This window comes from Pseudomonas fluorescens, assembly GCF_003732425.1.
In the GTDB taxonomy this organism is placed as follows: domain Bacteria; phylum Pseudomonadota; class Gammaproteobacteria; order Pseudomonadales; family Pseudomonadaceae; genus Aquipseudomonas; species Aquipseudomonas fluorescens_BE.
Genome location: NZ_MOBX01000003.1, coordinates 571,103 through 597,189, shown reverse-complemented (window position 1 = coordinate 597,189; position 26,087 = coordinate 571,103). Strand labels below are relative to the sequence as shown.

The window sequence follows — 26,087 nt, the reverse complement described above, 5'->3', positions numbered from 1 at the left end:
CCGGATTAGATCAATGTTCGAACTGACCCAACTGCGCTGCTTTACCACGGTTGCTACCGAACTCAACTTTCGCCGCGCCGCCGAGCGACTGAACATGACCCAGCCGCCGCTGAGCCGGCAGATTCAATTGCTCGAGCATCACCTCGGTGTCGAATTGTTTACCCGCAGTACCCGCAGCGTTGCGCTGACGGCTGCCGGCCGCGCGTTCTTCGTCGAGGCACAGAACCTGCTGGAACGCGCACAGCAAGCGGCGGTCACTGCCCGACGGTTCGCCGAGGGTGACATTGGATCGGTGAACATCAGTTTTGTCGGCAGCGCGGTGTATGAGTTTCTGCCCAAGGTCATCGCCGAGGCCCGCCTGAAACAGCCGCAGGTGAAAATCGATCTGTCGGAGATGAACACTTACCAGCAACACGAAGCCCTGCGCGCCCGCCGCATCGATCTGGGCATCGCCCGCGCGCCGTTACTGGAACCGGGGTACGCCACCGAGTGCCTGGTGCGCGAGCCGTTTGTACTGGCGGTGCCGAGCAGTCACGTCTTGGCAACAGCGGCTGAGGTATCGGTCAGTGATCTGGATAAGCAACCCTTCCTGATGTACTCCCACGCCGCGTATCCGCCGTTCAATGAATTGCTGACCGGAATGCTGCGCTCGGCCCGGGTTGCGCCGGATTATGTGCAGTGGCTGGGCTCGTCGCTGACGATTCTGGCACTGGTCAACGCCGGCATGGGCCTGGCGCTGGTGCCGCGCTGCGCCACCAGTGTGGTGTTCAAGAATGTGGTGTTTCGCGACATCGATCTGGGTGAAGGCGTGCAGAGCGAACTGCATCTGATCTGGCGGGAGAACAATGACAACCCGGCGTTCGCGATGTTGCTGGAAGCGATTCGCCGGGCGGTGGCTGAGGGTTGGGGCTAAGTGGCTGGCGACGCTGATCAGCGCTTTGGCGGTGGAGGTGCACTCGGCCCCTTGACCAGCGGTTTTGCCAACGGCTTGCCGTCTGGGCCCACGAAGAGACGCGCCACGTGAGGTGGCATGGGATTGGGTGCTTTTGCGCTCATGAAACAACCTCCTCGACAGAATTGAATTCGACCCACTGAACTTTCGAGGAATCTATCACCATTAATTCGGCGCCAAAAGTGAACACCTCGCCACCATCGCCAAGCCATTGCGGATTCAGCAAGATAAATTGCCCTTCCGAGGGACTGGAAGGCCACTCCAAAGGCCAGCCAAACAATCGCCTCTCGTCATTCAGTTGCAAAGTGACAAGGCGATCCTGTCGTTCAAAAGCGCTGTACCACTCACTGGGATGGGAGCTTTTGCGTGTCAGGTGTCGCTTGCGTAGCCACACATGCAACATCCCGTTTGAAGCCAAATAGCAGAAAAGCCCGGCGAGACATACTGAAACAATAAATGCCCACAATGCTTCCGCCCGAGCATCCCATTTCCCTAAAGAAAAGCCTTTCGAACCCACCCACAGACAAATTATCCCGATCCCCAATACCGTGCCCTGAATCACAAACGTAAAAATCAACGCCTGCACAATCTGCCCAAACGTATCGGGTCGCTTGAATGCCGTCAGCGAATAAAAAATCCACGCCGACAAAAAACCGGGAATCAGGTACTGCAATAACGGAATAACTTCTTTGACCAGATCGTCCATGATCCGAGACTCCTTGAAAGACCGGCCGAACTGACTATCGACCGCCCCGCAAAAGCCTAGTGCACACGGAGAAAACCCTTCGTGCGCAACTGTCACCGTTCATTTCGCCAATCAGACCCAGACCTTTCAGCCTCCAGGCAGCCAAAAAAAAACAGAAACCGACGATACGGCTTCTGCTTTTTTTGTCTCTGCAGGCGTCGTTACAGGCAATCACGCACCGATTGGCGCAACGACCCGGACTTGGCCCACGGTGGCCCCTGATACAACGAAACCCGGCTGCCATCCTTGTATTTGACGATATCGAGGATCTCGTCAGCCGTAATGACGCTTGGCGCCGTGATGCGGTAGCCGTTGGAAATCGACGTCTGCGAAGTCTTGGCCACATCCTTCTGCCACAACGGTAATAAACACGCAGCATAGTCCTTGGGTGACTTGGCGCTGGTCTTGCTGATATTCGGCTCACCCGGCACCAGCGATGCCGGCAACGAGCAACCCGCCAACAGGGTCAACGTCAAACTCCCGATCCATATCCGCATGCTGTGTTCCTGATTCTGAAAAAAAGTGAATGTAGCGCGTAAGCGGCTCTACATCCATCGTGGCACCGCGCCCTTCGCGCATTCTGCACAACTTTTCACAACCGTTCAGCCTGCTGACAAACAGGCTTTGCCCATCGACGAAAAATACGACTACTCTTTTCTACCGAGAATGTTCTGGAGGTGATCATGCGGCTCAATGAATACGAACACGAACTTCAACGCGACCTGCAAAGCGTTGCATCGGACTTGAGATGGTCGGCGGTCGACCTGAAACGTATCGCGGAACAATTGCGCAAATCCGGCAACGAGGCAGATGCGCAGACCGTGCTGAGATCCTGCGAAGTGCTGCAAAGCGATGAAGAACGGCTGCAACTCTATGCCCGGGAAGTGAAAGCCCGCGCCATCAGCCGAACCAAGGTCCACTAAGACCACCCTCCCCCCATAACAGAAGCCCCGACACAGGCCGGGGCTTTTTCGTTACAGCCAGACACTCAGTGGCTTTTGTGACTTTGCGCGCGTGGCGAGCGTTTTTTGTAGCCAGGCAGTGCGGCGGCATAGGCCAGCGCCTCCTCCCGACTGCCAAACGACGCCAGCCGATCGCCCTGGGTGCAAACCCGCCATGGGCCATTGTTCACGCTAAGCACGTCATAGCCGTTCATGTGCATCTTGTTCAACATCGGCATGCTCATGGACACCTCCATTTTCGCTAACGGTCAGATCCAGCTTCACGCTTTTACCTTACACCCTGATCCGCCCGAGATGCCGACCGGGTGTCGCACGCCGCGTCCGTCATGGCTCTGGCACTTTTCGCCGCAGCGAACGCTCCAAACTCCAATGAAACCTTTGGCGCTAGCTCCGGCTCAAATATTGCAGTTTTATTACCATTTCGTGACAAGCAGTCAACAGGTAACAGATGAAAGTACGCGCAACCGTTATATGCGAACAGGATCGCCACGTTCTCCTGGTACGCAAATCCCGCTGCCGCTGGACATTGCCCGGTGGCAAGGTCGAGCCCGGGGAAACCCCAGCGCAGGCTGCCGTACGTGAACTGCAAGAAGAAACCGGCCTGGACGCCGACGATGTGTTGTATTTAATGGAATTGCAGAGCGGCAGCACGCAGCATCATGTCTACGAGGCATCCGTGCTGGACTTCGAGCAAGTGCGGCCGCAGAACGAGATCATTGATTGCATCTGGCATCCGCTGGAAGCAGTGCGCAATCTGCACACCAGTGAGGCGACGTTGCGCATTGTTGAAGCGTTTCAACGACGTTTATGAGGCGTTAACCAGCAAAGGCCCGGCGGCCGGCGCTCATTTCGGTGCGTAACTCACCGATGAAGTTGGAAATGTCACGGATCGTGACGAGGTGTTCCGGGGAAACGCCATTGAGCAGCAGTTCAACACGCCCGCTGTCCGGCTCATAAACCTTGATTTGCAGCAGTCCCTGCGCACTCGGAATGCAGTCACACTTGAACGCAGGAAAGCCGGATTCGACAATCCGGCAAATATCGTCAATGGCAAGCATGAGTGCACGCCTCGCAGGCGTCGGTCAGTCGACTCGTTGAGCTTAGATGAGCAATGTGTGGCTCGCCCGATACAAAATGCCAACCCGATCACAACATTTCACCCCGCCCTCAATGCGCGTCGTGATCCCAAATCCAGTTCCACATTCCCGGCAAATTCACCGGCTCCGAGCTTTTTTCCACGGTACGCGCCAGTGCAGCTTTCTCCAGCTCAGCGTGATCATCATAGAAAGGCTTGTCTGCCAGCTTCACGCCCGTCGCGGCGGCGCTATCGAGCAAAATCTGCAGGTATTCGCGCGTGTGCCGCGCGGTATAGCGGTTGAGATCATGAAACGTCACCACCACCGGAATGACCCCGTCCACGGTCGGTAATTCGCCGAGGGCAACACGCTCACGGACTTCCGATAACTGCCGCAACAGGTTGGCCCGACGTCGCGGGCTGGCATTGAAGCCCCAGATCTTGCCGTCGTTGGCGCTTAAATCCGTGAGCAACACATGCAAGCCGTGCTGTTGATAGGCGGCGAAGGTGCGTTTGTCGTAATTCCAGAACGGCGGGCGGAGCAACTTCGGCGGCGCCCCAGTGATGGCAGCGATATCAGCCGTGCCGTTGGTCAGCGATTCTTCAAGCTGCTGCGGGTCGAGCGAGCGGTGATTGGTGTGCCAGTGGGTCGCCGTGTGAAACGCCAGTATGTGCCCCTCCTCATGCTCACGCCGCATGATGCTGCGCCCGATGTCACTGTTGCCCGCTCGTGGCGCGCGCGTCTGCACGAAGAACACCGCTTTGATATTCGGCATCAGCGGATTGTCCTTGAGGCTATCGAGTACCGTGGCCGACGGATTCCAGAAACTAGACGCGCTTGGGCCGTCATCGAACGTCAACAGAAAGCGCACCGGTGCCTGGGTTTTCAGGCGCGTTTCAGTTTGCGTGGTCATTTCTATCGGCGCGGCGATACAACCGGCCAGCCCGAGGGCGATAAGCGCTGCACAGAGAAGTTTGAATCCGGATGTCATGTTTTGCCTTGAGCACGGCGGCTGCCGTCATGTTGTCGATTGGCAAAACTCCCTCGCCCTTATCCATCCCTGCGCTCCGCTACGCGAGCGGTGGTTGGATAAGGTACACAGGGTTTGGTTCCGGCGCTCGCTTAGTGCGCCAGTGCCTGCTGAAAAGACGTGTCGATAATCCCGGCGGTCGCCAACGGCGCCGGCAGCGCTTTCACTTTGAACAGGAAATCCGCAGTACTTTGCAGGTCTGTCGCCGCTTGCTGGTCCACCGGCCCGACGGTCATGTGCGCCTGACGCAACCAGTGGCGCGACACCTGTTGATCGAGATTGGCTTTCTTCGCCCACAGATCGGCATATTCATCCGTGTGGCTGTCGACCCATGCCCGCGCCTGCTTCAGGCGCCCGAGAAAGTCCGCAATGGCGGCACGCTTGCTGTCGATCGACGGCGTGGATGCCGCGATGGCACTGAGCCCCGGCATCAGATTTTTTGCGGTGAGGATCGGCCGCGCGCCCGAGAACACGATCTGCTGGGAAATATACGGTTCCCATACCGGGAAAGCGTCAATGCTGCCCTGTGGCAGGGCTGCGGCCGCATCGATCGGCATCAGCTTGACGAAGTCGACGTAGTTTTCCGGCAGACCACCCTGCTCCAGCGCACGCAAGGTCAATTGCTGACTCCAGGCACCAGGCCAGTAGGCGACTTTCTTGCCTTTCAGATCAGCGATGGTTTTCACCGGCGAATCCTTTGGCACCAGTAGCGCGATGGTGTCCGGGTTCTGCCGCGATACGCCGATCAGTTTCACCGGCGCCTGCCTGGCTGCCAGAAACAGAAAACCGGAATCCCCCAGGAAGCCCAGATCCAGCGAACCGGTCTGCAATGCTTCAGCCAAGGGTGCCGCCGCCTGGAAGTGTTTCCAGTCGACGGTATAAGGCGCGTCTTTCAACACGCCGGACGCCTCCACCGAGGCACGGATGTTGTAGTAGTTCTGATCACCGACGTGCAGGACCAAGGACTCGGCAGCGTAGGACAGTGGCGACGTAAACAGTGCAGCGCTCAACGCACTGCGTAGGAACCGAGAAAGCTTCATGGCACATCCTGCAGAAGGGAAATTTCATAGACGATAACGCTCTTAATAAAAGGTTTTGAAATTCGATTAACGCATAAGCTCATCACTGTCGATTACCACTGTTCGTACAGCAACAGTGGCAAACCACAGTGTTGCCCCATCAACAGTCGAAATCCTCAACCTCGACTTGAAACCCGTGTAAACCGGCACCTCCAGGCACATGGCACAGAGCCTGCAATATTCCATTCATGCAGGAAGCATTCGATAAAAATATCATTTTGGACATAAGAAACCTGTGCCTTTGCCGGAGCGCCCCCATGACATCGTTCTTTCCCCGACTCAAAACCCTGCTGGCTGCCAGTGCCATGGTGCTGGGCCTGCAACCGCTTGCCCACGCGACTGAAATCGCGCCGGCGGAAGTGCATCTCGACTACGCCTATTACTCGCCGGTGAGTCTGGTGCTCAAGCACTTCGGTTTCCTCGAGAAAGCCTTGCCGCAAACCAAAGTCAGCTGGGTTCTGAGTCAGGGCAGCAACCGTTCGCTGGAATACCTCAACAGTGGCGGCGTTGATTTCGCCTCCAGCGCCAGCCTTGCTGCGGTACTGAGCCGCGCCAATGGCAGTCCGATCAAATCCGTCTACGTGTATAGCCGCGCCGAATGGACCGCTCTGGTGGTGCGCAAGGATTCGCCGTTCCAAAGCGTCGCCGACCTCAAGGGCAAAAAGATCGCCGCCACCAAAGGCACCGACCCGTATCTGTTCACCCTGCGCAGCCTGCAGCAGGCCGGGCTGAAAAAAGACGATGTGGAACTGGTCCACCTGCAGCATCCAGATGGCCGCACGGCACTGGAAAAAGGCGATGTCGACGCCTGGGCCGGACTCGATCCGCACATGGCCGCCAGCCAGGTTCAGGCCGGCTCGCGCCTGCTGTACCGCAACCCGGCGTTCAACAGTTACGGCGTGGTCAGCGTCACCGAGCAATACGCCAAAGAACATCCGCAGACCATCGACACCGTGATCAAAGCCTACGAGCAGGCCCGCGAATGGGCGCTGAAAAACCCTGATGAATTCGCCGCCCTGCTCGCCAAGGAGTCCGGCTTGCCGCTGGACGTGGCGAAGTTGCAACTGTCGCGCACTGACCTGAGCAGCCCGCAACTCACCCAGCAGGACATCAGCGCCTCCAAGGCTGCGGCACCGATTCTGGTCTCCGAGGAACTGGTGCGTCGTGGGGTGAATGTCGATCACGTTATCGATCAATTGCTCGACAGCGGTGTGCAGCAAGCCGTCGCCCGCCAGTAACCGATCAGTCTCACGGCAACTGCGCGCCCGTCGCGGAGTTGCCGTGAGCGGAGCCAAATCCATGACCACTCAGAGCAAAGACCTGCCCGCGCCACTTGTCATGTCGCGACAGCACCCGGCAGGTTTCAGTCCGACGTGGCGGCGCCGCTGCAAAGGCCTGGCCCTGCCGCTGCTGATCATCGTCGCGCTGGAAATAATCGTACGCATCGGTTGGCTGCCGTCCTACCAGATGCCGGCACCGAGCGAGATCGCCCTGACCCTCACCGACCTCGCCGAAGGCGCGCTGTGGAAACACATTGGCGCCAGCCTGATCCGCGTGCTGCTAGGCTTTGCCATTGGCGCCAGTCTGGCGCTGGTGTTTGCCGCCTGGGTCGGTTTGAGCCGCGAAGCCGAGGCCTATCTGGAACCGACCTTTGCTGCCCTGCGTTCCATTCCGAGCCTGGCCTGGGTGCCGCTGCTGCTGTTGTGGCTGGGCATCGACGAAACCTCGAAAATCGTCTTGATCGCCATTGGCGCGTTCTTTCCGGTGTACGTCAATGTCGTCGCGGCCATTCGCAACATTGATCGCAAACTGGTGGAAGTCGGCCGCATCTATGGTTTCAGCCGCTTGCAACTGGTGCGACGGATCTTGTTGCCAGCCGCCCTGCCCGGCCTCTTCACCGGGTTGCGCAGTGGCATGAGCCTGGCGTGGATGTTTCTGGTGGCCGCCGAACTGATCGCGGCCACCAAGGGTTTGGGGTATCTGCTCAGTGATGGCCGGGAAACCTCGCGGCCGGACATCGTGCTGGCCGCAATCATCGTGCTCGCCTTGCTCGGTAAACTCAGCGACGGCTTGCTGGCCGTGCTCGAACGCCGCTGGCTGAGCTGGCGTGACACCTTCACCGGGCAGAACGCCAACGACTAAGCTGAAAGCTCCAACCGGAGACTCAGCCATGTGCGGAAGACTCTCGCAGTACCGGGGCATTCACGACTTCGTCGCCGTGCTAAGCATTCCCGACGCATTGATCAATCACGTCGGCGATGCGCTGCTCAATCGCTACAACGCGGCACCAACTACTGCGTTGGCCGTCCTGCATCAACAAGGCCAACAGCTGCAGGCCGACAATCTGCGCTGGGGCTGGCGTCCGCACTGGGCCAAGGATCGCCCACCACCGATTAATGCCCGGGTAGAGAAAGTCGCCCACGGAGCGTTCTTCCGAGCGATCTGGCGACATCGCTTGATTGTGCCCGTGGACAATTGGTTTGAATGGGTCGATAGCGAAGACAAAACCCGACAACCCTGGTTGATTCGTCGCGCGGATCATGGGGCGATTTTCTGCGCTGCCATAGGACAAATTCCGACGGCCGAAACGCCGGCCCGGGACGACGACGGTTTCGTGATCATCACCGCCGACGCCGTCGGCGGCCTGCTCGATATCCATGATCGCCGACCAGTGGTATTCCGCGCAGAGTTGGTGCGCGAATGGCTCAACCCCGCGACACCCGTTGAACGCGCCGAGCAAATGTTGCTGTTCGAAGGTGAAGTCAGTGAAGTGTTCGAATGGTACAAAGTCGGCAAAGCGGTCGGTAACGCACGCAATCAGGGAGCCAGTTTGATTAATGAGCAGGCTTGAACATTGTCCGCCTTCACGCGTTATCAATGGAGGAAGTGCCGCATGATCGTTACAACAGCTGTTTCATCTTTGAAACGCTGCAAATAAAACACACGTTCGAATGAACTAACCGCCTGTCAGACATTTCAACCGTCATACATACATTTAGATGCACTACGGCTAGCATGCGCGCCGCCTTTCCGATTGGTATACCAGTTGACCAAAGAGTCAATAAACCAGGAATCCCCCACAACATCTACAAGCCTTGCAGAGAAATAAGTTGCGCGACGATTTTGCAATCAAACAGGTCAGCGGCCTGGAGTGTATTTATCTGTCCATGACAGAACGCTTTGAACTCGACTGTTTTATCGGCCACTACATCAAGACCCGAAACCTGCGTGGCGTTGCCGATATCGAACGCACCCTGCGTACCACCCTCGAGGCGTATCCCGGTCACCCGCCGGTGATGGTCAACGAGTTGAATGCGTGGATCGACCGAACCTTGGGATATCGGGCCGCACACCCCGATTTCACCCAGCTGGACGATCTCTGAAACCCAAAAAAGCCCCGCATGTGCGGGGCTTTTTCGTAAAAAACATTCAAAACTTGCGGTCAGGATCTGAAAGCTCTCTGCCGTCATCGTGCTTCCAGGTCTGTTCCTTGTGTTTCTCCCGCTCTATTTCTTCTTGGGTCGGTTCATCCGTGTCTTGCTCATCCGTCTCTGGCTGCTTTTGCTCAGTCGTCATCTGCACCTCCCGTCATCAGTCACCCGTCATCCTTGAAGCGTAGAACAGTTTCAAACGGACAACTTACAACCACCAACGCAGCAGAAAAAAGAACGCCATGCTCAACAACATGCTGAGCAACGTACTGCGCGTGTAGATGACCAGAGCGATCGCCACCAGCGAACTAAGCAAGTAAGGATTATCCCACTGCAAATTCAGCTGCTTGTCGGGCATGAAGACAATCGGCCCGCAGATAGCCGTGAGCATCCCCGGTACCGCAAAACCGAGAAACTGCCGCGCATTGCTGCTCAAACGCACCGGCAAACGCGGCTCGAGAAACACGTAGCGATTGAGAAACACCAGAATCCCCATACCGAAAATCACCGCCCAAATCATCATGTGCGCCCCCGACACAGCTTGTTGCAGATAAACCCTGCCGTCATTCCGGCCAGCCCCGACAACACCAGCGCCGAGCCCCATTGCCAGTAACTGAACAACACCGAACAAAACAGCGACACCGCCACGCAAATCACCGTCGGTACGTTGCGCACCACCGGTGTAATCAGGGCGATGAAGGTGGCGGCAATCGAGAAGTCCAGCCCCAGATGCTCAAGCCCCGGAATGCTGCTGCCAAGGACAATGCCGGCCAGGGTGAACAGATTCCAAGCGATGTAAAACGTCAGGCCGACACCCAGTGCATACCAGCGGTTGAACTGCTGACGGTCATGCTGACTGGTCAATGCGAACAACTCATCGGTGAGCAGAAATCCCAAGCCTAGACGCCAGCGCCCCGGCAGCGGCGAAATCACCGAGCGCATGCTCATGCCATAGAGCAGGTGCTGTGAAGTCAGCAGCAGCGTGGTCAACAGAATCGAGAAAATCCCCGCGCCGCCCTTGAGCATGCCGATCGCCACCAGTTGCGCCGCACCGGCAAACACGATACTCGACAGGCCCTGGCCTTGCAGCGGCGTGAGATTGGCTTCGATTGCCATGGAGCCGGCCAGCAGCCCCCAGGGCGCGGTGGCCAGCGACAACGGCATGATCGCCGCAGCGCCGCGAAGGAACGCGCTGCGCGGCATAAGTGAGTCAGACATATCGCTCTTCAACAGTGGAAACAGCAACAGACTCTGCCAGCAAATCCCCTTGTCCGGCTTGAACAATCTTGCGCAATTGCGCTAAATCACGCCGACTGTGGACAGCCATCGGCGTACCATGGGAGCCATTCACAATCGCGTCAGGGAGACGACATGCTGTACCGAATCGCAGCCGACGGGCTGGTGCTGTTTCATTTGTCCTTCATTCTGTTTGTGCTGTTTGGCGGGCTGCTGGTCCTCAAATGGCCACGTGTGATGTGGCTGCATTTGCCGGCTGCCGCCTGGGGTGTGGCGGTCGAGGTGCTGCATTTGACTTGCCCGCTGACCTACTGGGAAAACCTCATGCGCCACGCCGCCGGGCAGACTGAATACGCCGGCGGCTTCATCGAGCATTACATCTGGCCGATTATCTATCCCGCCGGGCTCACTCCGCAGATTCAACTGGCGCTTGGCAGCGTGGTGCTGGCAATCAACCTGCTGGTTTACGGTCGTTTAATCCGTTCGTGGAAACTGCGTCGAGCTGTGTGATCAACGCGACGTCGGCTTCAAGGTTTCCAGCCAGGCCGGATCCAGGCGCGTCTGCTCGGTATCGAGTCCCAGCGCCTGCATCCGTTCCTTGTGCGCTTCGACTTCCCGCCACAGTTGCCCGTGATCGCTGGAGTTGCCGTCCAGTTCGTGCATTTGTGTCAAACCGAGATGATAGAAGCGCAAAACCTTCATCGCCGTCGGATCGTTTTTCTCAACCGCTGCAGTCACCTGATGCATCACATTGGTAATGCTCATCAGACTGCGCTTGAGCCGCCAGCTATACACCGCTGGCGCCATCCAGCTCTGGCTCCAGAAGCGCCCGCGCAGTAACGCTGCGGTCAGCAGAAATGCCACAAACACCCCGCCGACATTGAAGCGCAGGTTATCGCCGCCAGGCTCACCGAACAGCGCCACCGCCACGCTGGAAAACAACATCGCCAGCACCAGGAACAGTACAGCAATGATGATCGTGCTGCGGCGGGTCTGCTGGCGAAAGGTGGCGGCATCCATCGGCTGAATCTCGAACATCACAAATGACTTCCTTGAGCGACAAAAGAGTTAACTGAAAAAACCGGCCGGCGCATTATCGCCTCTACCGCGGATTTAGCTATGCTGGGGCTCCTTTTCATCTTTTCAGCGTCCAACGGGGACATGGCGGTACAGCGCAGATCGTGCCATCTTCATTCATGGATACACACTATTCGGATGCCATCCGCCTGGTTTTGGGATGACATCGTTTTAAGGATCATTGCATGACCCAACGACACGTAATCAATGCCTCGGTCAGCCCGAAAGGCAGCCTGGAAACCCTTTCTCAACGTGAAGTGCAACAACTGAGCGAAGCCGGATCCGGCAGTACCTACACCCTCTTCCGCCAGTGCGCCCTGGCCATCCTCAACACCGGCGCCCATGTCGATAACGCGAAAACCATTCTGGAAGCCTACAAGGACTTCGAAATCCGCATTCACCAGCAAGATCGCGGCGTACGCCTGGAGCTGCTGAACGCTCCGGCCGACGCGTTCGTCGACGGCGAAATGATCGCCAGCACCCGCGAAATGTTGTTCAGCGCCCTGCGCGACATCGTCTACACCGAAAACGAACTCGACAGCCAACGCATCGACCTCAGCACCTCGCAAGGCATCAGTGACTACGTTTTCCACCTGCTGCGCAATGCGCGCACGTTGCGTCCGGGCGTCGAGCCGAAGATCGTCGTGTGCTGGGGCGGTCACTCGATCAACACCGAAGAATACAAATACACCAAGAAAGTCGGCCATGAACTGGGCCTGCGCAGCCTCGACATCTGCACCGGCTGCGGTCCAGGTGTGATGAAAGGCCCGATGAAAGGCGCGACCATCGCTCACGCCAAACAGCGTATCCATGGCGGGCGCTACCTCGGTCTGACCGAGCCGGGCATCATCGCCGCCGAAGCGCCGAACCCGATCGTTAACGAACTGGTGATCCTGCCGGACATCGAGAAACGTCTGGAAGCCTTCGTCCGCGTTGGCCACGGCATCATCATTTTCCCGGGCGGCGCCGGTACGGCTGAAGAGTTTCTGTACCTGCTGGGCATCCTGATGCACCCGGACAACGCAGGCCTGCCGTTCCCGGTCATCCTGACCGGGCCGAAACATGCCGCGCCATATCTGGAACAACTCGACGCCTTCGTCACCGCCACCCTCGGCGAAGCCGCCAAGCAGCACTACGAAATCATCATCGACGACCCAACCGAAGTGGCGCGGCAGATGACGCAAGGCCTGAAAGCGGTGAAGCAGTTCCGCCGCGAGCGCAACGATGCGTTTCACTTCAACTGGCTGCTGAAAATCGACGAAGGCTTCCAGCGCCCGTTCGATCCGACTCACGAAAACATGGCCAACCTGAAACTGCACCGCGACCAGCCACCGCACGAACTGGCGGCCAACCTGCGCCGGGCGTTTTCCGGGATCGTCGCCGGTAACGTCAAGGACAAGGGCATTCGCCTGATCGAAGAACACGGGCCGTACCAGATCCGTGGTGATGCGGCGATCATGCAACCGCTCGATGCGCTGCTCAAAGCCTTCGTCGCCCAGCACCGGATGAAGCTGCCGGGCGGCGCGGCGTATGTGCCGTGCTATCGCGTGGTGGCGTAACTCTTCCGGTCACTACGCAACAAATGTAGGAGCGAGCCAGCTCGCGATAGCGGCATATCAGTCACCGTTTATATTGACTGAACCACCGCTATCGCGAGCAGGCGAAGGCCTACAGGGTTTGTGGCGCACACACATTTTGCATTCACTCCGATCAAATGTGGGAGCCAGCCTGCTGGCGATGGGGTCCGAAAGAACAACATCAGCCCACCAATCGCACAGCCAAAGCCTTGGCCTGCAACGCGACATCCGTCACCGCCGTGCTCTCCCACCACATCCCGCGCAATGGCGGGCCCATGGCGAACAACCGCCCAGCCGCAAGCCCCTCTGCATCCAGCACCGCACCATCCACTGCCGCTGCGATTCCCAACGCCAACGGCCCCGTTTGCACCAAACCCCGCGCCAGCAGTTGCTGCGGCAACGGTCGCGCCACACGGCGCCAGTCGTATTCGATGCCACTGGAGTTGATCAACGCGGCGCCCTGCACCACGCAAGATTCAGACTCGCCGCGACGCCTTATCCGAATCCGGACACCTCTCTCCGGACTCGACTCAAGCCCTTTGAACGACGCCGCCTGAATACGCAACCGCCCTTCTGCATGCAACCGTTCAACCAGCGCCGCACTCAACGGCGGCGAACGGTGATGATGACTTTCCCACCACGGCCGAACATGGCGTACGAATTGTCGACGCTGCGTGTCAGTCGCCTGACTCCACAAACGAGCGATGTGCACCCGAACCGTGTCCAGTGGCGCCTGCCAGTCGATGCCCTGTGCAATGGCTGCCTGGCATTGCCGACGCAATTCGCGCAACAGCTGTCGTGGCGTTCGAAGGCTGTGATCGCTGCCAAGAAAATCCATCCAGACCGGCGGTTGTCGGCGCACGTGGGGCAACAAGCCGTGCCGGGAAAACACTTCGATCGGCCCGCGATGCCCGGCCTGCTCCAGCGACACCACAGCATCGACCATGGTCAGGCCAGAGCCGATGATCAGCACCGTCGATTGCGGATCGAGTTGACGCATGGCCACGACATCCCAGGGATCAAGCGCGGCGGCGTTGAGGCCACTGGAGGTTTTCTGCGGGATTCGCGCGGCCGGGAACATTCCGGTCGCCAGTACCGCGCGGCTTCCGCGCAATGACTGACCATCGCTCAACGTCAGCTGCACCGAATCGGCCTCGACTTGCAGGTCAACGACCTCAGCGCGAATGTGTTCAACGCTCGAGCCATTTTGCGCACCGACGCTGCGCGCTTCGGCCAGGCGCTGCTGCACATAGACCCCGAACAATCCACGCGGCGGAAACAGTTCGCTGATCGGCACATTCTGCTCGGCAGACTCCGGCCAGCCGCCACCGGCAATGTGCTCGGAGAGCCATTGCGTCAGATCATCAGGATTATCCGGATCGACACTCATACGCGCCGCGTTGCCATTGAGCGTGTGACCCAACTCGACCGCGCTATAGGCCTCGCCCCGCCCCAGTTCCGCACGCGGCTCAATGATCAGGACATTGCGCCGGCCCGGCAGACGCAACAATTGCACTGCCAGCATCGTGCCGCTGAGGCCGCCGCCGATAATCAGGATGTCTGCACGCTGATTCATTCAAATCACCACATTACGAACAAAGCGCGCCGGGACATCCCCGTCATTGCGATAGGTATGTGGCTGATTGCTGGCAAACATGAAGAACTCCCCTGCACTGATGTGCTGCGGCTGTTCGCCAAGCATTAACGTCAGGCAACCTGCAAAGACGAAAATCTGCTCGCTCCAACCTTCGGCGTCCGCTTGCGAGGGATAGACCTCACCCGGTTGCAGACACCATTCCCACTGCTCGACTTCGCGAGTTGCCGTGGCTTTGGAGAGCAGAACGGCTTTACTGCCCGGGTGGGTCCCCGCCCAGGCCACCTCGTTGATCCGGCTCGGATCACGGGCGTCGGGCGCCTGAATCAAGTCGCTGAAGGCGACATCGAGCGCTTCGGCGACGCGATCAAGGGTGGTCAGGCTGACGTTCTTTTCGCCCGCCTCAATCGCCACCAGCATGCGCCGACTGACGCCGGACTTTTCTGCCAGCGCGGTCTGACTCAGGTCGGCTGCGTGCCGTAAGCGCCGGACGTTCTGGCTGACGTGTTGGAGGACAGATGCCCGTTGCGCTGAATCTTTGTGCACTATATTGCTCACTCGATGGGGTTGGGCAGTATACTGCGCAACAATGGCCGCATTGTGCGGCCTCCTTTTTATAGTGCGCAAGGTCATGACGTCGCTGAACAGCTCCCCCACTCCCGTCCGCTTGTCCCGTTTCAGTAAAGCCGAGTGCGTGCTGGTGCTGATCACCATGATCTGGGGCGGCACGTTCCTGCTGGTCCAGCACGCGATGACCGTCAGCGGCCCGATGTTTTTCGTCGGCCTGCGTTTTGCCGCTGCGGCGGCCATCGTTGCGCTGTTTTCCTGGCGTCATCTGCGCGAACTGACCCTGTTTGAACTCAAGGCCGGCGCTTTCATCGGCGTGGCAATCATGCTCGGTTACGGCTTGCAGACGGTCGGTCTGCAAACGATCCCGAGCAGTCAGTCGGCGTTTATCACCGCGTTGTACGTGCCGTTTGTGCCGTTGCTGCAATGGCTGGTGCTGGGGCGACGACCGGGGTTGATGCCCAGCATCGGCATCATGCTGGCGTTTACCGGGCTGATGTTGTTGTCCGGGCCATCCGGCGCGGCGCTGAATTTCAGTCCCGGTGAAATTGCCACTTTGATTAGCGCCATCGCCATTGCCGCCGAGATCATTCTGATCAGCACCTATGCCGGTCAGGTCGATGTGCGCCGAGTGACCGTTGTGCAACTGGCAACCACATCAGTGCTGTCGTTCCTGCTGGTGGTGCCGACCGGGGAAATGATTCCCGACTTTTCCTGGACCCTGCTGGTGACTGCGCTCGGGTTGGGCGCGGCCAGTGCGGCGATTCAGGTGGCGATGAACTGGGCGCAGAAGAGTGTTTCGCCAACCCGGGCAACGCTGATCTATGCGGGAGAGCCGGTGTGGGCCGGGATTGTCGGACGGATTGCCGGGGAGCGGTTGCCGGCGATTGCGCTGGTGGGCGCCGGGTTGATTGTCGCGGCGGTGATTGTCAGTGAGTTGAAGACCAAGGGTAAGGTTGCCGAAGCAGAAGCCGACGCTGAGCAGGCGCGGGAAACCCAAGGTTAATCTGCAATGTCCTTAGTGCCTGGGCTATAGCTATCGCGAGCAGGCTCACTCTTACAAACGCGTTCCCCTGTAGGAGTGAGCCTGCTCGCGATGGGGCCATCACAGGCAACGTCCCTTCCCCTGAAACAATGCCAAACAGAAAATTCCAGACTACTTTGTAGGATTCTGAGACATCCTGGCGTTTGGTGATCGGGGAGCTGGCACGTATGATGCTTCACAAACTTCCGCAGATTAGAAGCCTATGTCCCTGATAGTTCTACTGCTTCTGCCATTCATTGGCAGCTGTCTGGCAGCGGTGCTGCCACACAATGCGCGTAATACCGAATCCCTGTTGGCAGGTCTGGTCGCTTTGATCGGCACCGTCCAGGTCGCGATGCTGTACCCGCAAATTGCCCACGGTGGCGTAATCCGCGAAGAGTTCATGTGGCTGCCCAGCCTCGGTCTGAATTTCGTTCTGCGCATGGACGGCTTTGCCTGGTTGTTCTCGATGCTGGTGCTCGGCATCGGCACGCTGGTTTCTCTGTATGCCCGTTATTACATGTCGCCGGACGATCCGGTGCCGCGTTTCTTCGCGTTTTTTCTGGCGTTCATGGGCGCCATGCTCGGTCTGGTCATCTCCGGCAATCTGATTCAGATCGTATTTTTCTGGGAACTGACCAGTCTCTTCTCGTTCCTGTTGATCGGCTATTGGCACCACCGCGCCGACGCCCGTCGCGGCGCCTATATGGCGCTGATGGTCACCGGTGCCGGCGGATTGTGCCTGCTGGCGGGGGTCATGATTCTCGGCCATGTCGTCGGCAGCTATGACCTCGACAAGGTCCTGGCCGCCGGCGACATGATTCGTGCACACGCCCTCTACCCTATCCTTCTACCCCTCATTCTTGTTGGCGCACTCAGCAAAAGCGCGCAGTTCCCTTTCCATTTCTGGCTGCCCCACGCTATGGCGGCGCCGACACCGGTTTCTGCCTATCTGCACTCGGCCACCATGGTCAAGGCCGGGGTATTCCTGCTTGCGCGGCTGTGGCCGTCGCTGTCCGGCAGTGAAGAATGGTTCTACATCGTCAGCGGGGCTGGCGCCTGTACGCTGTTGCTCGGCGCCTATTGCGCGATGTTCCAGAACGATCTCAAAGGTCTGCTGGCTTACTCGACCATCAGCCACCTCGGCCTGATCACCTTGTTGCTGGGCCTGAACAGCCCGTTGGCTGCCGTGGCTGCAGTGTTCCACATTCTCAACCACGCGACGTTCAAGGCTTCGCTGTTCATGGCCGCGGGCATCATCGACCACGAAAGCGGCACTCGCGATATCCGTAAACTCAGCGGTCTGATAAAACTGATTCCGTTCACGGCGACGCTGGCCATGGTTGCCAGCGCCTCGATGGCGGGCGTGCCGCTGCTTAACGGCTTCCTGTCGAAAGAAATGTTCTTCGCCGAAACCGTGTTCATTAACGCCACGGCGTGGGTCGAAGCGGCACTGCCGATCGTCGCGACCATCGCCGGCACGTTCAGCGTTGCTTATTCGCTGCGTTTCACCGTTGACGTGTTCTTCGGCCCGCCGGCCACCGACCTGCCGCACACACCGCACGAGCCGCCACGCTGGATGCGCGCGCCGGTTGAGCTGTTGGTGTTTACCTGCTTGCTGGTGGGGATTTTCCCGGCGCAAATCGTCGGCCCGTTGCTCGCGGCGGCTGCATTGCCCGTGGTCGGCGGCGAGCTGCCCGAATATAGCCTGGCGATCTGGCACGGCCTGAATGCGCCGATGATCATGAGCCTGATCGCCATGTCCGGCGGTATCGTTCTGTACCTGCTACTGCGCAACCAGTTCAAACTCGGGCGCTTCAAGTACCCGCCACTGGTGGGGCGCTTCAACGGCAAGCGCCTGTTCGAGCGCAGTCTGGTGGTGATGATGCGCACGGCCCGGCGGGTCGAGCGACGTCTGGGCACCAAGCGTCTGCAAATGCAATTGTTCCTGATGGTATTGGCGGCAGTGCTCGCCGGCCTGATCCCGATGCTGCACAGCAGCCTGAGCTGGGGCGACCGGCCGAAGATTCCCGGGTCGATCGTTTTTGTGACCCTGTGGTTGCTGGCTATCGCCTGCGCCCTCGGCGCCGCGTGGCAAGCCAAGTATCACCGTCTCGCCGCCCTGACCATGGTCAGCGTCTGCGGGTTGATGACCTGCGTGACCTTCGTCTGGTTCTCCGCGCCGGATCTGGCCCTGACGCAACTGGCGGTTGAAGTGGTCACCACCGTGCTGATCCTGCTCGGACTGCGCTGGTTGCCACGCCGCATCGAAGAAGTCTCGCCACTGCCAAGCAGTCTGCGCAAAGCGCGCATTCGCCGCCTGCGCGACTTGCTGCTGTCGATTGCCGTGGGTGGCGGTATGGCGCTGCTGTCCTACGCGATGCTCACGCGCCAGACGCCGAACGACATTTCCTCGTTCTACCTCAGCCGCGCCATGCCCGAGGGCGGCGGCAGCAACGTGGTCAACGTGATGCTGGTGGATTTCCGTGGCTTCGACACCCTTGGCGAAATCACCGTGCTGGTTGCCGTGGCGCTGACCGTGTTCGCCCTGCTGCGGCGCTTCCGCCCACCGAAAGAAAGCCTGCAACTGCCAGCCCAGCAACGTTTGCTGGCGCCGGACGTGGTCACCGACCTGGTCAACCCGCGTTCGGCCAGCGACACCGCGCTCGGTTTCATGATGGTGCCGGCAGTGCTGGTGCGTCTGCTGCTGCCGATTGCGCTGGTGGTGTCGTGCTATCTGTTCATGCGCGGGCACAACCAACCGGGCGGCGGTTTCGTCGCCGGTCTGGTGATGTCGGTGGCGTTCATCCTGCAATACATGGTCGCCGGCACGCAGTGGGTGGAGGCGCAAATGAGCCTGCGTCCCTTGCGCTGGATGGGTACCGGGTTGCTGTTTGCCACCGCCACAGGCTTGGGGGCGATGCTGGCCGGTTATCCGTTCCTGACCACGCACACCTGGCATTTCACCTTGCCGCTGCTGGGTGACATCCACGTCGCCAGCGCGCTGTTCTTCGACATTGGCGTGTATGGCGTGGTGGTCGGTTCGACGCTGTTGATCCTCACCGCCCTCGCCCACCAATCGGTGCGGGGTCACAAGACCGCATCGCTGCCCAAGTCCGTCGCCAGCAAAGGAGCCGTCTGATGGAAGAAGTCATCGCAATCGCCATCGGCGTACTCGCCGCGTCCGGCGTCTGGCTGATCCTGCGGCCACGGACCTTTCAGGTGGTCATGGGTCTGTGTCTGCTGTCGTATGGGGTCAATCTGTTCATCTTCAGCATGGGCAGCCTGTTCATCGGCAAGGAGCCGGTGATCAAGGATGGTGTCACCCAGGACCTCCTTCACTACACCGACCCACTGCCACAGGCGCTGGTACTCACCGCGATCGTCATCAGCTTCGCCATGACCGCACTGTTCCTCGTCGTGCTGCTCGCCTCGCGCGGTTTGACCGGCACCGACCACGTTGACGGCCGGGAGCCTAAAGAATGATGGCGATGACTCACCTGATCGCCGCACCGATTCTGCTGCCGCTGCTGACTGCCGCCATCATGCTGATGCTCGGCGAACGGCACCGGCCGCTGAAGGCGAAAATCAACCTGTTCTCCAGCCTCGTCGGCCTGTTCATTTCGGTGCTCTTGCTGCAATGGACGCAAACCACGGGGGTGCCCGGTTCCATCGGCGTGTACCTGCCGGGCAACTGGCAGGCGCCGTTCGGCATTGTGCTGGTGGTTGATCGCCTGTCGGCGCTGATGCTGGTGCTGACCGGAATCATCGGCGTCAGCGCCCTGCTGTTTGCCATGGCCCGTTGGGACGGCGCCGGCTCGAGTTTCCACGCGCTGTTCCAGATTCAGTTGATGGGCTTGTACGGCGCGTTCCTGACGGCGGATCTGTTCAACCTGTTCGTGTTCTTCGAAGTGTTGCTCGCCGCGTCTTATGGCCTGTTGCTGCACGGCTCGGGTCGGGCTAGGGTGTCGTCGGGGCTGCATTACATTTCGATAAACCTGCTCGCTTCTTCTCTATTCCTGATTGGCGCGGCGCTGATCTACGGTGTCACCGGCACGCTGAACATGGCCGATCTGGCGCTGAAGATTCCATTGGTACCGGAAGCTGACCGTGGGTTGCTGCACGCCGGCGCGGGGATTCTCGCCGTCGCCTTTCTGGCCAAGGCCGGTATGTGGCCGCTGAACTTCTGGCTGGTGCCGGCCTATTCCTCGGCCAGTGCGCCGGTGGCGGCGATGTTCGCGATCATGACCAAGGTCGGCGTGTACACGTTGCTGCGCCTGTGGACGTTATTGTTTTCCGGGCAGGCCGGGGCGTCGGCGTTTTTCGGCGGCGACTGGCTGATCTACGGCGGCATGGCGACCATGGCCTGCGCGGCGCTGGCGATTCTGGCCGCGCAACGCCTGGAGCGCATGGCCAGCCTGAGCATTCTGGTGTCGGCGGGAATTCTGTTATCGGCCGTCGGTTTCGCCCAGCCGAACCTGATCGGCGCGGCGCTGTTCTATCTGGTCAGCTCGACCCTGGCGCTGAGTGCACTGTTCCTGCTGGCCGAGTTGATCGAGCGTTCGCGCTCGGCCAACGAGATCCCGCTGGAAGACGAAAGCGAACTGCTGCCACGTCCACAGGAATCCCTGCAACCGCCCAAAGGCATCAACCTCGATGACGAGCAGAAAGCCGTGGTCGGCCAGGTGATCCCGTGGACCATGGCGTTTCTCGGTTTGAGCTTCATCGCCTGCGCTTTGCTGATCATCGGCATGCCGCCGCTGTCAGGATTTATCGGCAAACTCAGCCTGATCGGCGCCTTGCTCAATCCTCTGGGCCTGGGCACCGGCGCGCCGATCTCCAGCGCGGCATGGGCGTTGCTGGCGCTGCTGATCCTCACCGGGCTGACGTCGCTGATGGCGTTCTCGCGCCTCGGCATCCAGCGTTTCTGGACACCGGAAGAGCGCCCTTCGCCGCTGCTGCGCAAACTCGAATGCGCGCCGATCTTCCTGCTGCTGGGGCTGAGCATCGCCCTGACCTTCAAGGCTGAGCCACTGCTGCGCTACACCCAGGCCACCGCCGAGGCGCTGAACAACCCGCAACAGTACGTTATGGCGGTGCTAAGCACCCGCGCCGTACCGAGTCCGGAAGCCAAATCGGCGATGCTGGAGGTGCAGCCATGAAGCGCGTGTTTCCTGCACCGTTGCTGTCGCTGGCGCTGTGCGCCTTGTGGCTGACCCTGAACCTGTCGATCAGCCCGGGCAATCTGCTGCTCGGCGCGATACTGGGTTTTGCAGCGCCGTTAATGATGCGCAAGCTGCGCCCGAAACAAGTGCGCATTCGCCGTCCGGGAACGATTCTGCGCCTGTTCCTGCTCGTGGGCCGTGACGTGGTGATGTCCAACCTGATCGTCGCGTGGGGCGTGCTTAACGCCGGCCGCCGCCCTCCGCGCTCGGGCTTTGTCAAAGTCCCGCTGGACTTGCGCGATGCCCACGGCCTCGCAACGCTGGCAATGATCTGCACAGTGGTGCCCGGCACGGTATGGTCAGAGCTGGCACTGGACCGCAGCATTCTGTTGTTGCACGTCTGGGATCTGGATGACGAGGCGCAATTCATCGAGCACTTCAAGACCACCTACGAGCGGCCGTTGATGGAGATCTTCGAATGAGCCCTTTACTGTCGAACGCGATCCTGCTGACGCTGTTCCTGTTCTCGCTGGCCATGGTGCTGACCTTGGTGCGCCTGTTCAAAGGGCCGTCGGCGCAGGATCGAGTCCTGGCGCTGGACTACCTGTACATCGTCGCCATGCTGATGATGCTGACCCTGGGCATTCGTTACTCCAGTGACACTTACTTCGAAGCGGCGCTGCTGATTGCGCTGTTCGGCTTCGTCGGCTCGTTTGCCCTGGCGAAATTCCTGCTGCGTGGCGAGGTGATCGAATGAATGCTGAATTGTCGCTGTGGGTCGAGATTCCGGTGGCGATCCTGCTGGTACTCAGCGGCCTTTTTGCGCTGATCGGTTCGATCGGTTTGTTGCGCATGAAGGATTACTTCCAGCGCATGCACCCGCCGGCACTGGCTTCGACGCTGGGGGCGTGGTGTGTGGCACTGGCGTCGATCATCTGCTTTTCGGCGTTGAAATCCGGGCCGGTGGTGCATGCCTGGCTGATTCCGATTCTGTTGGCGATCACCGTGCCGGTGACTACATTGCTACTGGCGCGGGCGGCGTTGTTCCGTAAGCGCATGGCCGGGGATGATGTGCCGGCCGAGGTCAGTAGCCGGCGGACTGAAAGCGGTAGCTAGTCCAGAGCTTTCCGTGTCTGGACTGGCCCCTTCGCGAGCAGGCTCGCTCCCACAGGGTTTTGGGTGAAATAACACATCTGTGAACACCCAAAATCACTGTGGGAGCGAGCCTGCTCGCGAAGGGGCCAGCCAAGTCATCGCAAATTTCAGATCTGTTTCAAACCCAAGCCACCGCCAACAACCCCGCCCCCAACACCGCACACAACGGCGAATACACCCAGGTGTCAAGTCGCGCAAACCGCGAATCCTTCACTTCCTTGAAAAAACCGACAAGATTCGAATCACCAATCGCCCGGGCGAACATCAACAATGCAATCGCGCTGATCACCCACTGCAGCGCCTTGTGCGTCACCGCTGGCATTCCCCAGCCAACCCGCATACACACCAACGCAGCAATCACCAGCAATGCCGCCGCCACGATCAATGTAAGCCAGCCTGACGGTTTGAACGCCGGCCGCACCGTTGCGACAAAACCGCGCACGGGCACTTGCGGCACCACCACTGCTGCCGCCCACTGCCCACCCAACGCCCAATACACGTGCATCAAGGCGATCACCGCGAACGTTGTCACCAGCCATTGAGCCAACACAAAGGTCATGGTTGAAATCCTTGGAAAGGGATTTGAACAATCATCCTAGTCGGCATTTTTTGAAGTGCACGACCGATCGGCGGTACGGTAAAGTGCCGCCCCATGAAATTCTCCCGTTCCGATCGCTCACTACTGGCCTGGATGCTCTATTGCTGCGTCCTGTTCAACGTGTTCGCCTGCAGCATCGGTCACGGACAAATGGTCGGCATGCAGCTCAACGGTATCGGCGGCCAGTTCTGCACCGTCGACCCGGCCACCCAGGCGCCGCTTGCCAGCAACCCCACCGAAGAACAACTGCCTACCCTGTCCAAAGCATTCGGTTGCCCGCTGTGCTCGGTCGGCGGTGGCGTGGGCCCGGCGTTCAACTCCAGCCTGACCCTGGCGATCCTGCCGGAACAACACAGCCCGCCGCTGGCGCCCATCGTCAGCGCCGACCTCCCTGCCCGCTTCACCTGGCCTTCGGCCAACCCTCGCGCACCACCGCTCGCCTGAGTGTCTCTGCGCTTTTGATTTGTCAGCCCACTGCGCCAACGCGCGGCGTTCGCCCGTGCGCTGACTCCTAGACAAGCATTCAGGATTCAATGATGAAACAACTCACTCTACTGGCGAGCCTGTGCGGCTGCCTGTCCGTTAACGTCTGGGCGCAATCCACCGTGGATCTGGCGCCGATCACCATCGATGGCGAGTCCGGCGCAGAACCGGGTCTGAGCCTCGACCAGTCCAGCGGCATGGCCTCGCGCCTGGGTTTGAGCGTGCGCGACACACCGGCTTCGGTGGCAATCGCCAATCGCAACGACATCGAACGCCACGGCGCACAAAACTTCCAGGATGCCGCTAATACCCTGCCCGGGGTCAACGCCAGTGCACCGCCGGGGTTCGGCGGGTTCGTGTCCTATCGTGGTTTCACCAGCAGCCAGATCACCCAGATGTTCAACGGCATCAACGTTTCCGGCGGCCTCGCGCGGCCAGTCGATTCGTGGATCTATGATCGTGTGGAACTGGTCGGTGGCCCGTCATCGCTGATCAACGGCGCAGGCTCGGTGGGCGGCTCGCTGAACTACGTGACCAAACTGGCCACCCGCGATGAACAAGTGGTTGAAGGCCGGGTCAGCTACGGCACCTACGACACCACTGAAACCGCATTCGGCCTCAACCACGCCCTCACCGACCCGAGCGCCGACGTGCAGCATTACGCGCGACTCGACGTCAGCCACAACACCAGCAACGGCTACATCGACCGCCAGGAACGCGATGCATGGAGCGTGGCATTCTCGCTGCTCAGCGATCTCACGCCCGACCTGTCGCACACATTGGCCCTGGAATATCAGGACGAACACGAAGACAGTCCGTACTGGGGCACCCCCGTGCTCAATCCCAAGGCCGGCGAGTTGAAGATCGATAAACACAACCGCTTCAACAACTACAACGTCGAGGACGGGCGCTACGAGCAACGGACGATCTGGTTGCGCTCGATCATCGACTACCGGATCAACGACAACACCACCCTGCGCAACACGCTGTACCACCTCGACAGCCAACGCGATTACCGCAACCTCGAAACCTACCAGTACAACGCCGATAACACGGCGGTGAATCGCTCCACTGCGTATCAGGTGCGCCATCAGGGCGAGCAGAACGGCAACCAGTTCGAACTGCGTCACGACAACACACTGTTCGGTCTCGACACGACGTGGTCGGGCGGTTTCGAGTACAAGGTCAACCAGACCACCAACTCGCCGCTGAACATCAAAGGTGCGAGCACGGTGGACCCGAACAACTACCGTCCGGGGCATTTCTACGACATTCCCGGCACCAACCCCAAACGGGTCAGCGACAAAACCAACGAGGTCACCACCAAGGCGCTGTTCGTGGAAAACCGGCTGGCGTTGACCGACAAGCTGTCGCTGCTCACCGGCCTGCGTTATGACGACATTGACCTCGACGTGACTAACCATCGCACCGTGACTGCTGCCAATCCCAAGCACCTCAAACGCAGCTGGGAGCCAGTCACCGGGCGCGCCGGTTTGACCTACCAGTTCATTCCATCGGCCAACGTCTACGTGCAATACAGCACCGCCGCCGAACAACCGAGCGGCACGCAGGACTTTGACGTTTCGACTGGCGAGCAATGGGAGATTGGCAGCAAATTTGATTATCTGAATGGGCGCGGCTCGGCGACGATTGCGGCCTATACCATTGAGCGAAAGGACTTCGCCGTGACCGATCCGCTGGACCCGACCAGCAGCATTCCGGTCGGTCAGCAGACCTCGAAAGGTGTAGAGATCGCCAGCTCGTTGCGGATCACCGACAAGCTGTTGGCTGAAGGCAACTTCGCCTGGGTCGATGCGCAATACGACGATTTCACCGAAAAGAATGCCGCCGGTGTGGTGGTGTCACGCAAGGGAAACACGCCGACCAACGTGCCCGATCGGGTTGGCAATCTGTGGTTGACTTATGATTTTTCGCCGCAATGGCAAGGTGGGGTTGATGCGCGGTATGTCGCGTCGGTGTATGCCGACACGGCTAACACCATGACCGTGCCGTCGTTCACATTGTTTGGCAGCTTCCTCAGCTACAAGGTTGATTCGCACACCACCGTCACCGGGCGCGTGCGTAACCTGACCAATGAGGTGTATGCCGAGTTTGCGCATGTTTCGCCGGCGTATTATCTGGGCACGCCGCGCACCTTCGAACTGGCGGTTCAAAGCCGATTCTGACTCACCTGCACATATAACTGTGGCAAGGGAGCTTGCTCCCGCTCGGCTGCGGAGCAGTCGTAAATCAGCCCATGCGCTTTTGCCGGATTTGCGCATGGACTGGTTTTGGGGCTGCTCCGCAGCCCAGCGGGAGCAAGCTCCCTCGCCACA

The 26,087-nt window shown here is 59.6% G+C and carries 31 protein-coding genes; 18 read left to right on the top strand and 13 right to left on the bottom strand.

The annotated features are described in order from the left end of the window. The first annotated feature begins 13 nt into the window (after positions 1-13). Entirely contained in the window at positions 14-913 is a 900-nt protein-coding gene (locus BK670_RS05560; RefSeq protein ID WP_123448948.1) for a LysR family transcriptional regulator, read from the top strand. A 139-nt stretch (positions 914-1,052) separates the two neighbouring features. Here BK670_RS05560 and BK670_RS05555 read toward each other — a convergent pair whose 3' ends face one another. Next, positions 1,053-1,658, bottom strand: a complete 606-nt coding sequence (locus BK670_RS05555) for a DUF6338 family protein (RefSeq protein ID WP_123448947.1) — start codon at positions 1,656-1,658, stop codon at positions 1,053-1,055. Between the two features lie 200 nt (positions 1,659-1,858). Further along, positions 1,859-2,194, bottom strand: coding sequence for a hypothetical protein (locus tag BK670_RS05550; RefSeq protein WP_123448946.1), 336 nt, complete (start codon positions 2,192-2,194; stop codon positions 1,859-1,861). A gap of 186 nt (positions 2,195-2,380) precedes the next feature. Between BK670_RS05550 and BK670_RS05545 the strand changes: the two genes are divergently transcribed. Next, positions 2,381-2,620: a hypothetical protein gene (locus tag BK670_RS05545; protein WP_065259780.1), complete on the top strand. Its 240-nt coding sequence runs from the start codon at positions 2,381-2,383 to the stop codon at positions 2,618-2,620. Between the two features lie 65 nt (positions 2,621-2,685). Here the strand turns inward: BK670_RS05545 and BK670_RS05540 are convergent, their stop codons facing one another. Next, positions 2,686-2,883 carry a DUF2188 domain-containing protein gene (locus tag BK670_RS05540; protein WP_123448945.1) on the bottom strand — a complete coding sequence of 66 codons (198 nt, stop codon included), beginning with the start codon at positions 2,881-2,883 and terminating at the stop codon, positions 2,686-2,688. A 224-nt stretch (positions 2,884-3,107) separates the two neighbouring features. Between BK670_RS05540 and BK670_RS05535 the strand changes: the two genes are divergently transcribed. Next, positions 3,108-3,470, top strand: a complete 363-nt coding sequence (locus tag BK670_RS05535; RefSeq protein WP_123448944.1) for an NUDIX hydrolase — start codon at positions 3,108-3,110, stop codon at positions 3,468-3,470. A gap of 4 nt (positions 3,471-3,474) precedes the next feature. On the opposite strand, the gene BK670_RS05530 is transcribed toward BK670_RS05535, so the two are convergent. The 3 genes from BK670_RS05530 to BK670_RS05520 form a co-directional block, all read right to left on the bottom strand. Beyond that, positions 3,475-3,717, bottom strand: a complete 243-nt coding sequence (locus BK670_RS05530) for a DUF1652 domain-containing protein (protein WP_123448943.1) — start codon at positions 3,715-3,717, stop codon at positions 3,475-3,477. 109 nt (positions 3,718-3,826) lie between these two features. Further along, the gene (locus tag BK670_RS05525) at positions 3,827-4,726 is read right to left on the bottom strand and encodes a polysaccharide deacetylase family protein (RefSeq protein ID WP_123448942.1); all 900 of its coding nucleotides are present in this window, start codon (positions 4,724-4,726) and stop codon (positions 3,827-3,829) included. A 131-nt stretch (positions 4,727-4,857) separates the two neighbouring features. Further along, positions 4,858-5,805, bottom strand: a complete 948-nt coding sequence (locus BK670_RS05520) for an ABC transporter substrate-binding protein (protein WP_123448941.1) — start codon at positions 5,803-5,805, stop codon at positions 4,858-4,860. 296 nt (positions 5,806-6,101) lie between these two features. Between BK670_RS05520 and BK670_RS05515 the strand changes: the two genes are divergently transcribed. From BK670_RS05515 to BK670_RS05500, 4 genes are all read left to right on the top strand, one after another. After that, positions 6,102-7,082, top strand: a complete 981-nt coding sequence (locus BK670_RS05515) for an aliphatic sulfonate ABC transporter substrate-binding protein (RefSeq protein ID WP_123448940.1) — start codon at positions 6,102-6,104, stop codon at positions 7,080-7,082. 61 nt (positions 7,083-7,143) lie between these two features. After that, complete coding sequence (locus BK670_RS05510) at positions 7,144-7,986, top strand: ABC transporter permease (RefSeq protein ID WP_123448939.1); 843 nt, start codon at positions 7,144-7,146, stop codon at positions 7,984-7,986. 28 nt (positions 7,987-8,014) lie between these two features. Beyond that, a complete protein-coding gene (locus tag BK670_RS05505; protein ID WP_123448938.1) occupies positions 8,015-8,695 on the top strand; it encodes an SOS response-associated peptidase in 681 nt (226 codons plus the stop codon). 259 nt (positions 8,696-8,954) lie between these two features. Further along, complete coding sequence (locus tag BK670_RS05500) at positions 8,955-9,227, top strand: hypothetical protein (protein ID WP_123448937.1); 273 nt, start codon at positions 8,955-8,957, stop codon at positions 9,225-9,227. A 46-nt stretch (positions 9,228-9,273) separates the two neighbouring features. On the opposite strand, the gene BK670_RS29565 is transcribed toward BK670_RS05500, so the two are convergent. From BK670_RS29565 to BK670_RS05490, 3 genes are all read right to left on the bottom strand, one after another. Further along, positions 9,274-9,420: a hypothetical protein gene (locus BK670_RS29565; RefSeq protein WP_185036725.1), complete on the bottom strand. Its 147-nt coding sequence runs from the start codon at positions 9,418-9,420 to the stop codon at positions 9,274-9,276. Positions 9,421-9,483: 63 nt separating this feature from the next. Continuing rightward, complete coding sequence (locus BK670_RS05495; RefSeq protein WP_185036735.1) at positions 9,484-9,795, bottom strand: AzlD domain-containing protein; 312 nt, start codon at positions 9,793-9,795, stop codon at positions 9,484-9,486. Further along, positions 9,795-10,493: an AzlC family ABC transporter permease gene (locus BK670_RS05490; protein ID WP_123449195.1), complete on the bottom strand. Its 699-nt coding sequence runs from the start codon at positions 10,491-10,493 to the stop codon at positions 9,795-9,797. The genes BK670_RS05495 and BK670_RS05490 overlap by 1 nt, the downstream gene beginning before the upstream one ends. Positions 10,494-10,646: 153 nt before the next feature. Here BK670_RS05490 and BK670_RS05485 point away from each other — a divergent pair, with 153 nt between their 5' ends. Then, a complete protein-coding gene (locus BK670_RS05485; RefSeq protein ID WP_123448935.1) occupies positions 10,647-11,021 on the top strand; it encodes a DUF2784 domain-containing protein in 375 nt (124 codons plus the stop codon). On the opposite strand, the gene BK670_RS05480 is transcribed toward BK670_RS05485, so the two are convergent. After that, entirely contained in the window at positions 11,022-11,549 is a 528-nt protein-coding gene (locus BK670_RS05480) for a DUF3087 domain-containing protein (protein ID WP_123448934.1), read from the bottom strand. A gap of 224 nt (positions 11,550-11,773) precedes the next feature. On the opposite strand from BK670_RS05480, the gene ppnN reads away from it, so the two are divergent. Next, positions 11,774-13,147, top strand: a complete 1,374-nt coding sequence (ppnN, locus tag BK670_RS05475) for a nucleotide 5'-monophosphate nucleosidase PpnN (RefSeq protein WP_123448933.1) — start codon at positions 11,774-11,776, stop codon at positions 13,145-13,147. Positions 13,148-13,346: 199 nt separating this feature from the next. Here the strand turns inward: ppnN and BK670_RS05470 are convergent, their stop codons facing one another. Then, positions 13,347-14,741 carry an FAD/NAD(P)-binding protein gene (locus tag BK670_RS05470; RefSeq protein WP_123448932.1) on the bottom strand — a complete coding sequence of 465 codons (1,395 nt, stop codon included), beginning with the start codon at positions 14,739-14,741 and terminating at the stop codon, positions 13,347-13,349. Continuing rightward, the gene (locus BK670_RS05465) at positions 14,742-15,305 is read right to left on the bottom strand and encodes a helix-turn-helix domain-containing protein (protein WP_123448931.1); all 564 of its coding nucleotides are present in this window, start codon (positions 15,303-15,305) and stop codon (positions 14,742-14,744) included. 85 nt (positions 15,306-15,390) lie between these two features. Between BK670_RS05465 and BK670_RS05460 the strand changes: the two genes are divergently transcribed. From BK670_RS05460 to BK670_RS05430, 7 genes are all read left to right on the top strand, one after another. Beyond that, positions 15,391-16,332, top strand: a complete 942-nt coding sequence (locus BK670_RS05460; RefSeq protein WP_123448930.1) for a DMT family transporter — start codon at positions 15,391-15,393, stop codon at positions 16,330-16,332. Between the two features lie 241 nt (positions 16,333-16,573). After that, complete coding sequence (locus BK670_RS05455; protein ID WP_123448929.1) at positions 16,574-19,492, top strand: monovalent cation/H+ antiporter subunit A; 2,919 nt, start codon at positions 16,574-16,576, stop codon at positions 19,490-19,492. Then, a complete protein-coding gene (locus BK670_RS05450) occupies positions 19,492-19,836 on the top strand; it encodes a Na+/H+ antiporter subunit C (RefSeq protein WP_007910763.1) in 345 nt (114 codons plus the stop codon). Before BK670_RS05455 ends, BK670_RS05450 begins: the two co-directional genes overlap by 1 nt. Then, positions 19,833-21,512: a monovalent cation/H+ antiporter subunit D gene (locus BK670_RS05445; protein WP_123448928.1), complete on the top strand. Its 1,680-nt coding sequence runs from the start codon at positions 19,833-19,835 to the stop codon at positions 21,510-21,512. Before BK670_RS05450 ends, BK670_RS05445 begins: the two co-directional genes overlap by 4 nt. Beyond that, positions 21,509-21,997: a Na+/H+ antiporter subunit E gene (locus tag BK670_RS05440; protein ID WP_123448927.1), complete on the top strand. Its 489-nt coding sequence runs from the start codon at positions 21,509-21,511 to the stop codon at positions 21,995-21,997. Before BK670_RS05445 ends, BK670_RS05440 begins: the two co-directional genes overlap by 4 nt. Beyond that, on the top strand, positions 21,994-22,272 hold the full coding sequence (locus BK670_RS05435) for a K+/H+ antiporter subunit F (RefSeq protein ID WP_007910754.1): 279 nt from the start codon (positions 21,994-21,996) through the stop codon (positions 22,270-22,272). The genes BK670_RS05440 and BK670_RS05435 overlap by 4 nt, the downstream gene beginning before the upstream one ends. Continuing rightward, positions 22,269-22,631, top strand: coding sequence for a Na+/H+ antiporter subunit G (locus tag BK670_RS05430; RefSeq protein WP_123448926.1), 363 nt, complete (start codon positions 22,269-22,271; stop codon positions 22,629-22,631). The genes BK670_RS05435 and BK670_RS05430 overlap by 4 nt, the downstream gene beginning before the upstream one ends. Positions 22,632-22,788: 157 nt before the next feature. Here BK670_RS05430 and BK670_RS05425 read toward each other — a convergent pair whose 3' ends face one another. Next, positions 22,789-23,229 (bottom strand): DUF3995 domain-containing protein, encoded by a 441-nt coding sequence (locus BK670_RS05425; protein ID WP_007910751.1) that lies wholly within the window; start codon positions 23,227-23,229, stop codon positions 22,789-22,791. A 93-nt stretch (positions 23,230-23,322) separates the two neighbouring features. Here BK670_RS05425 and BK670_RS05420 point away from each other — a divergent pair, with 93 nt between their 5' ends. Next, positions 23,323-23,712 (top strand): DUF2946 domain-containing protein, encoded by a 390-nt coding sequence (locus BK670_RS05420; protein WP_123448925.1) that lies wholly within the window; start codon positions 23,323-23,325, stop codon positions 23,710-23,712. Positions 23,713-23,804: 92 nt separating this feature from the next. Next, on the top strand, positions 23,805-25,937 hold the full coding sequence (locus BK670_RS05415) for a TonB-dependent receptor (protein WP_123448924.1): 2,133 nt from the start codon (positions 23,805-23,807) through the stop codon (positions 25,935-25,937). Positions 25,938-26,087: the final 150 nt, after the last annotated feature.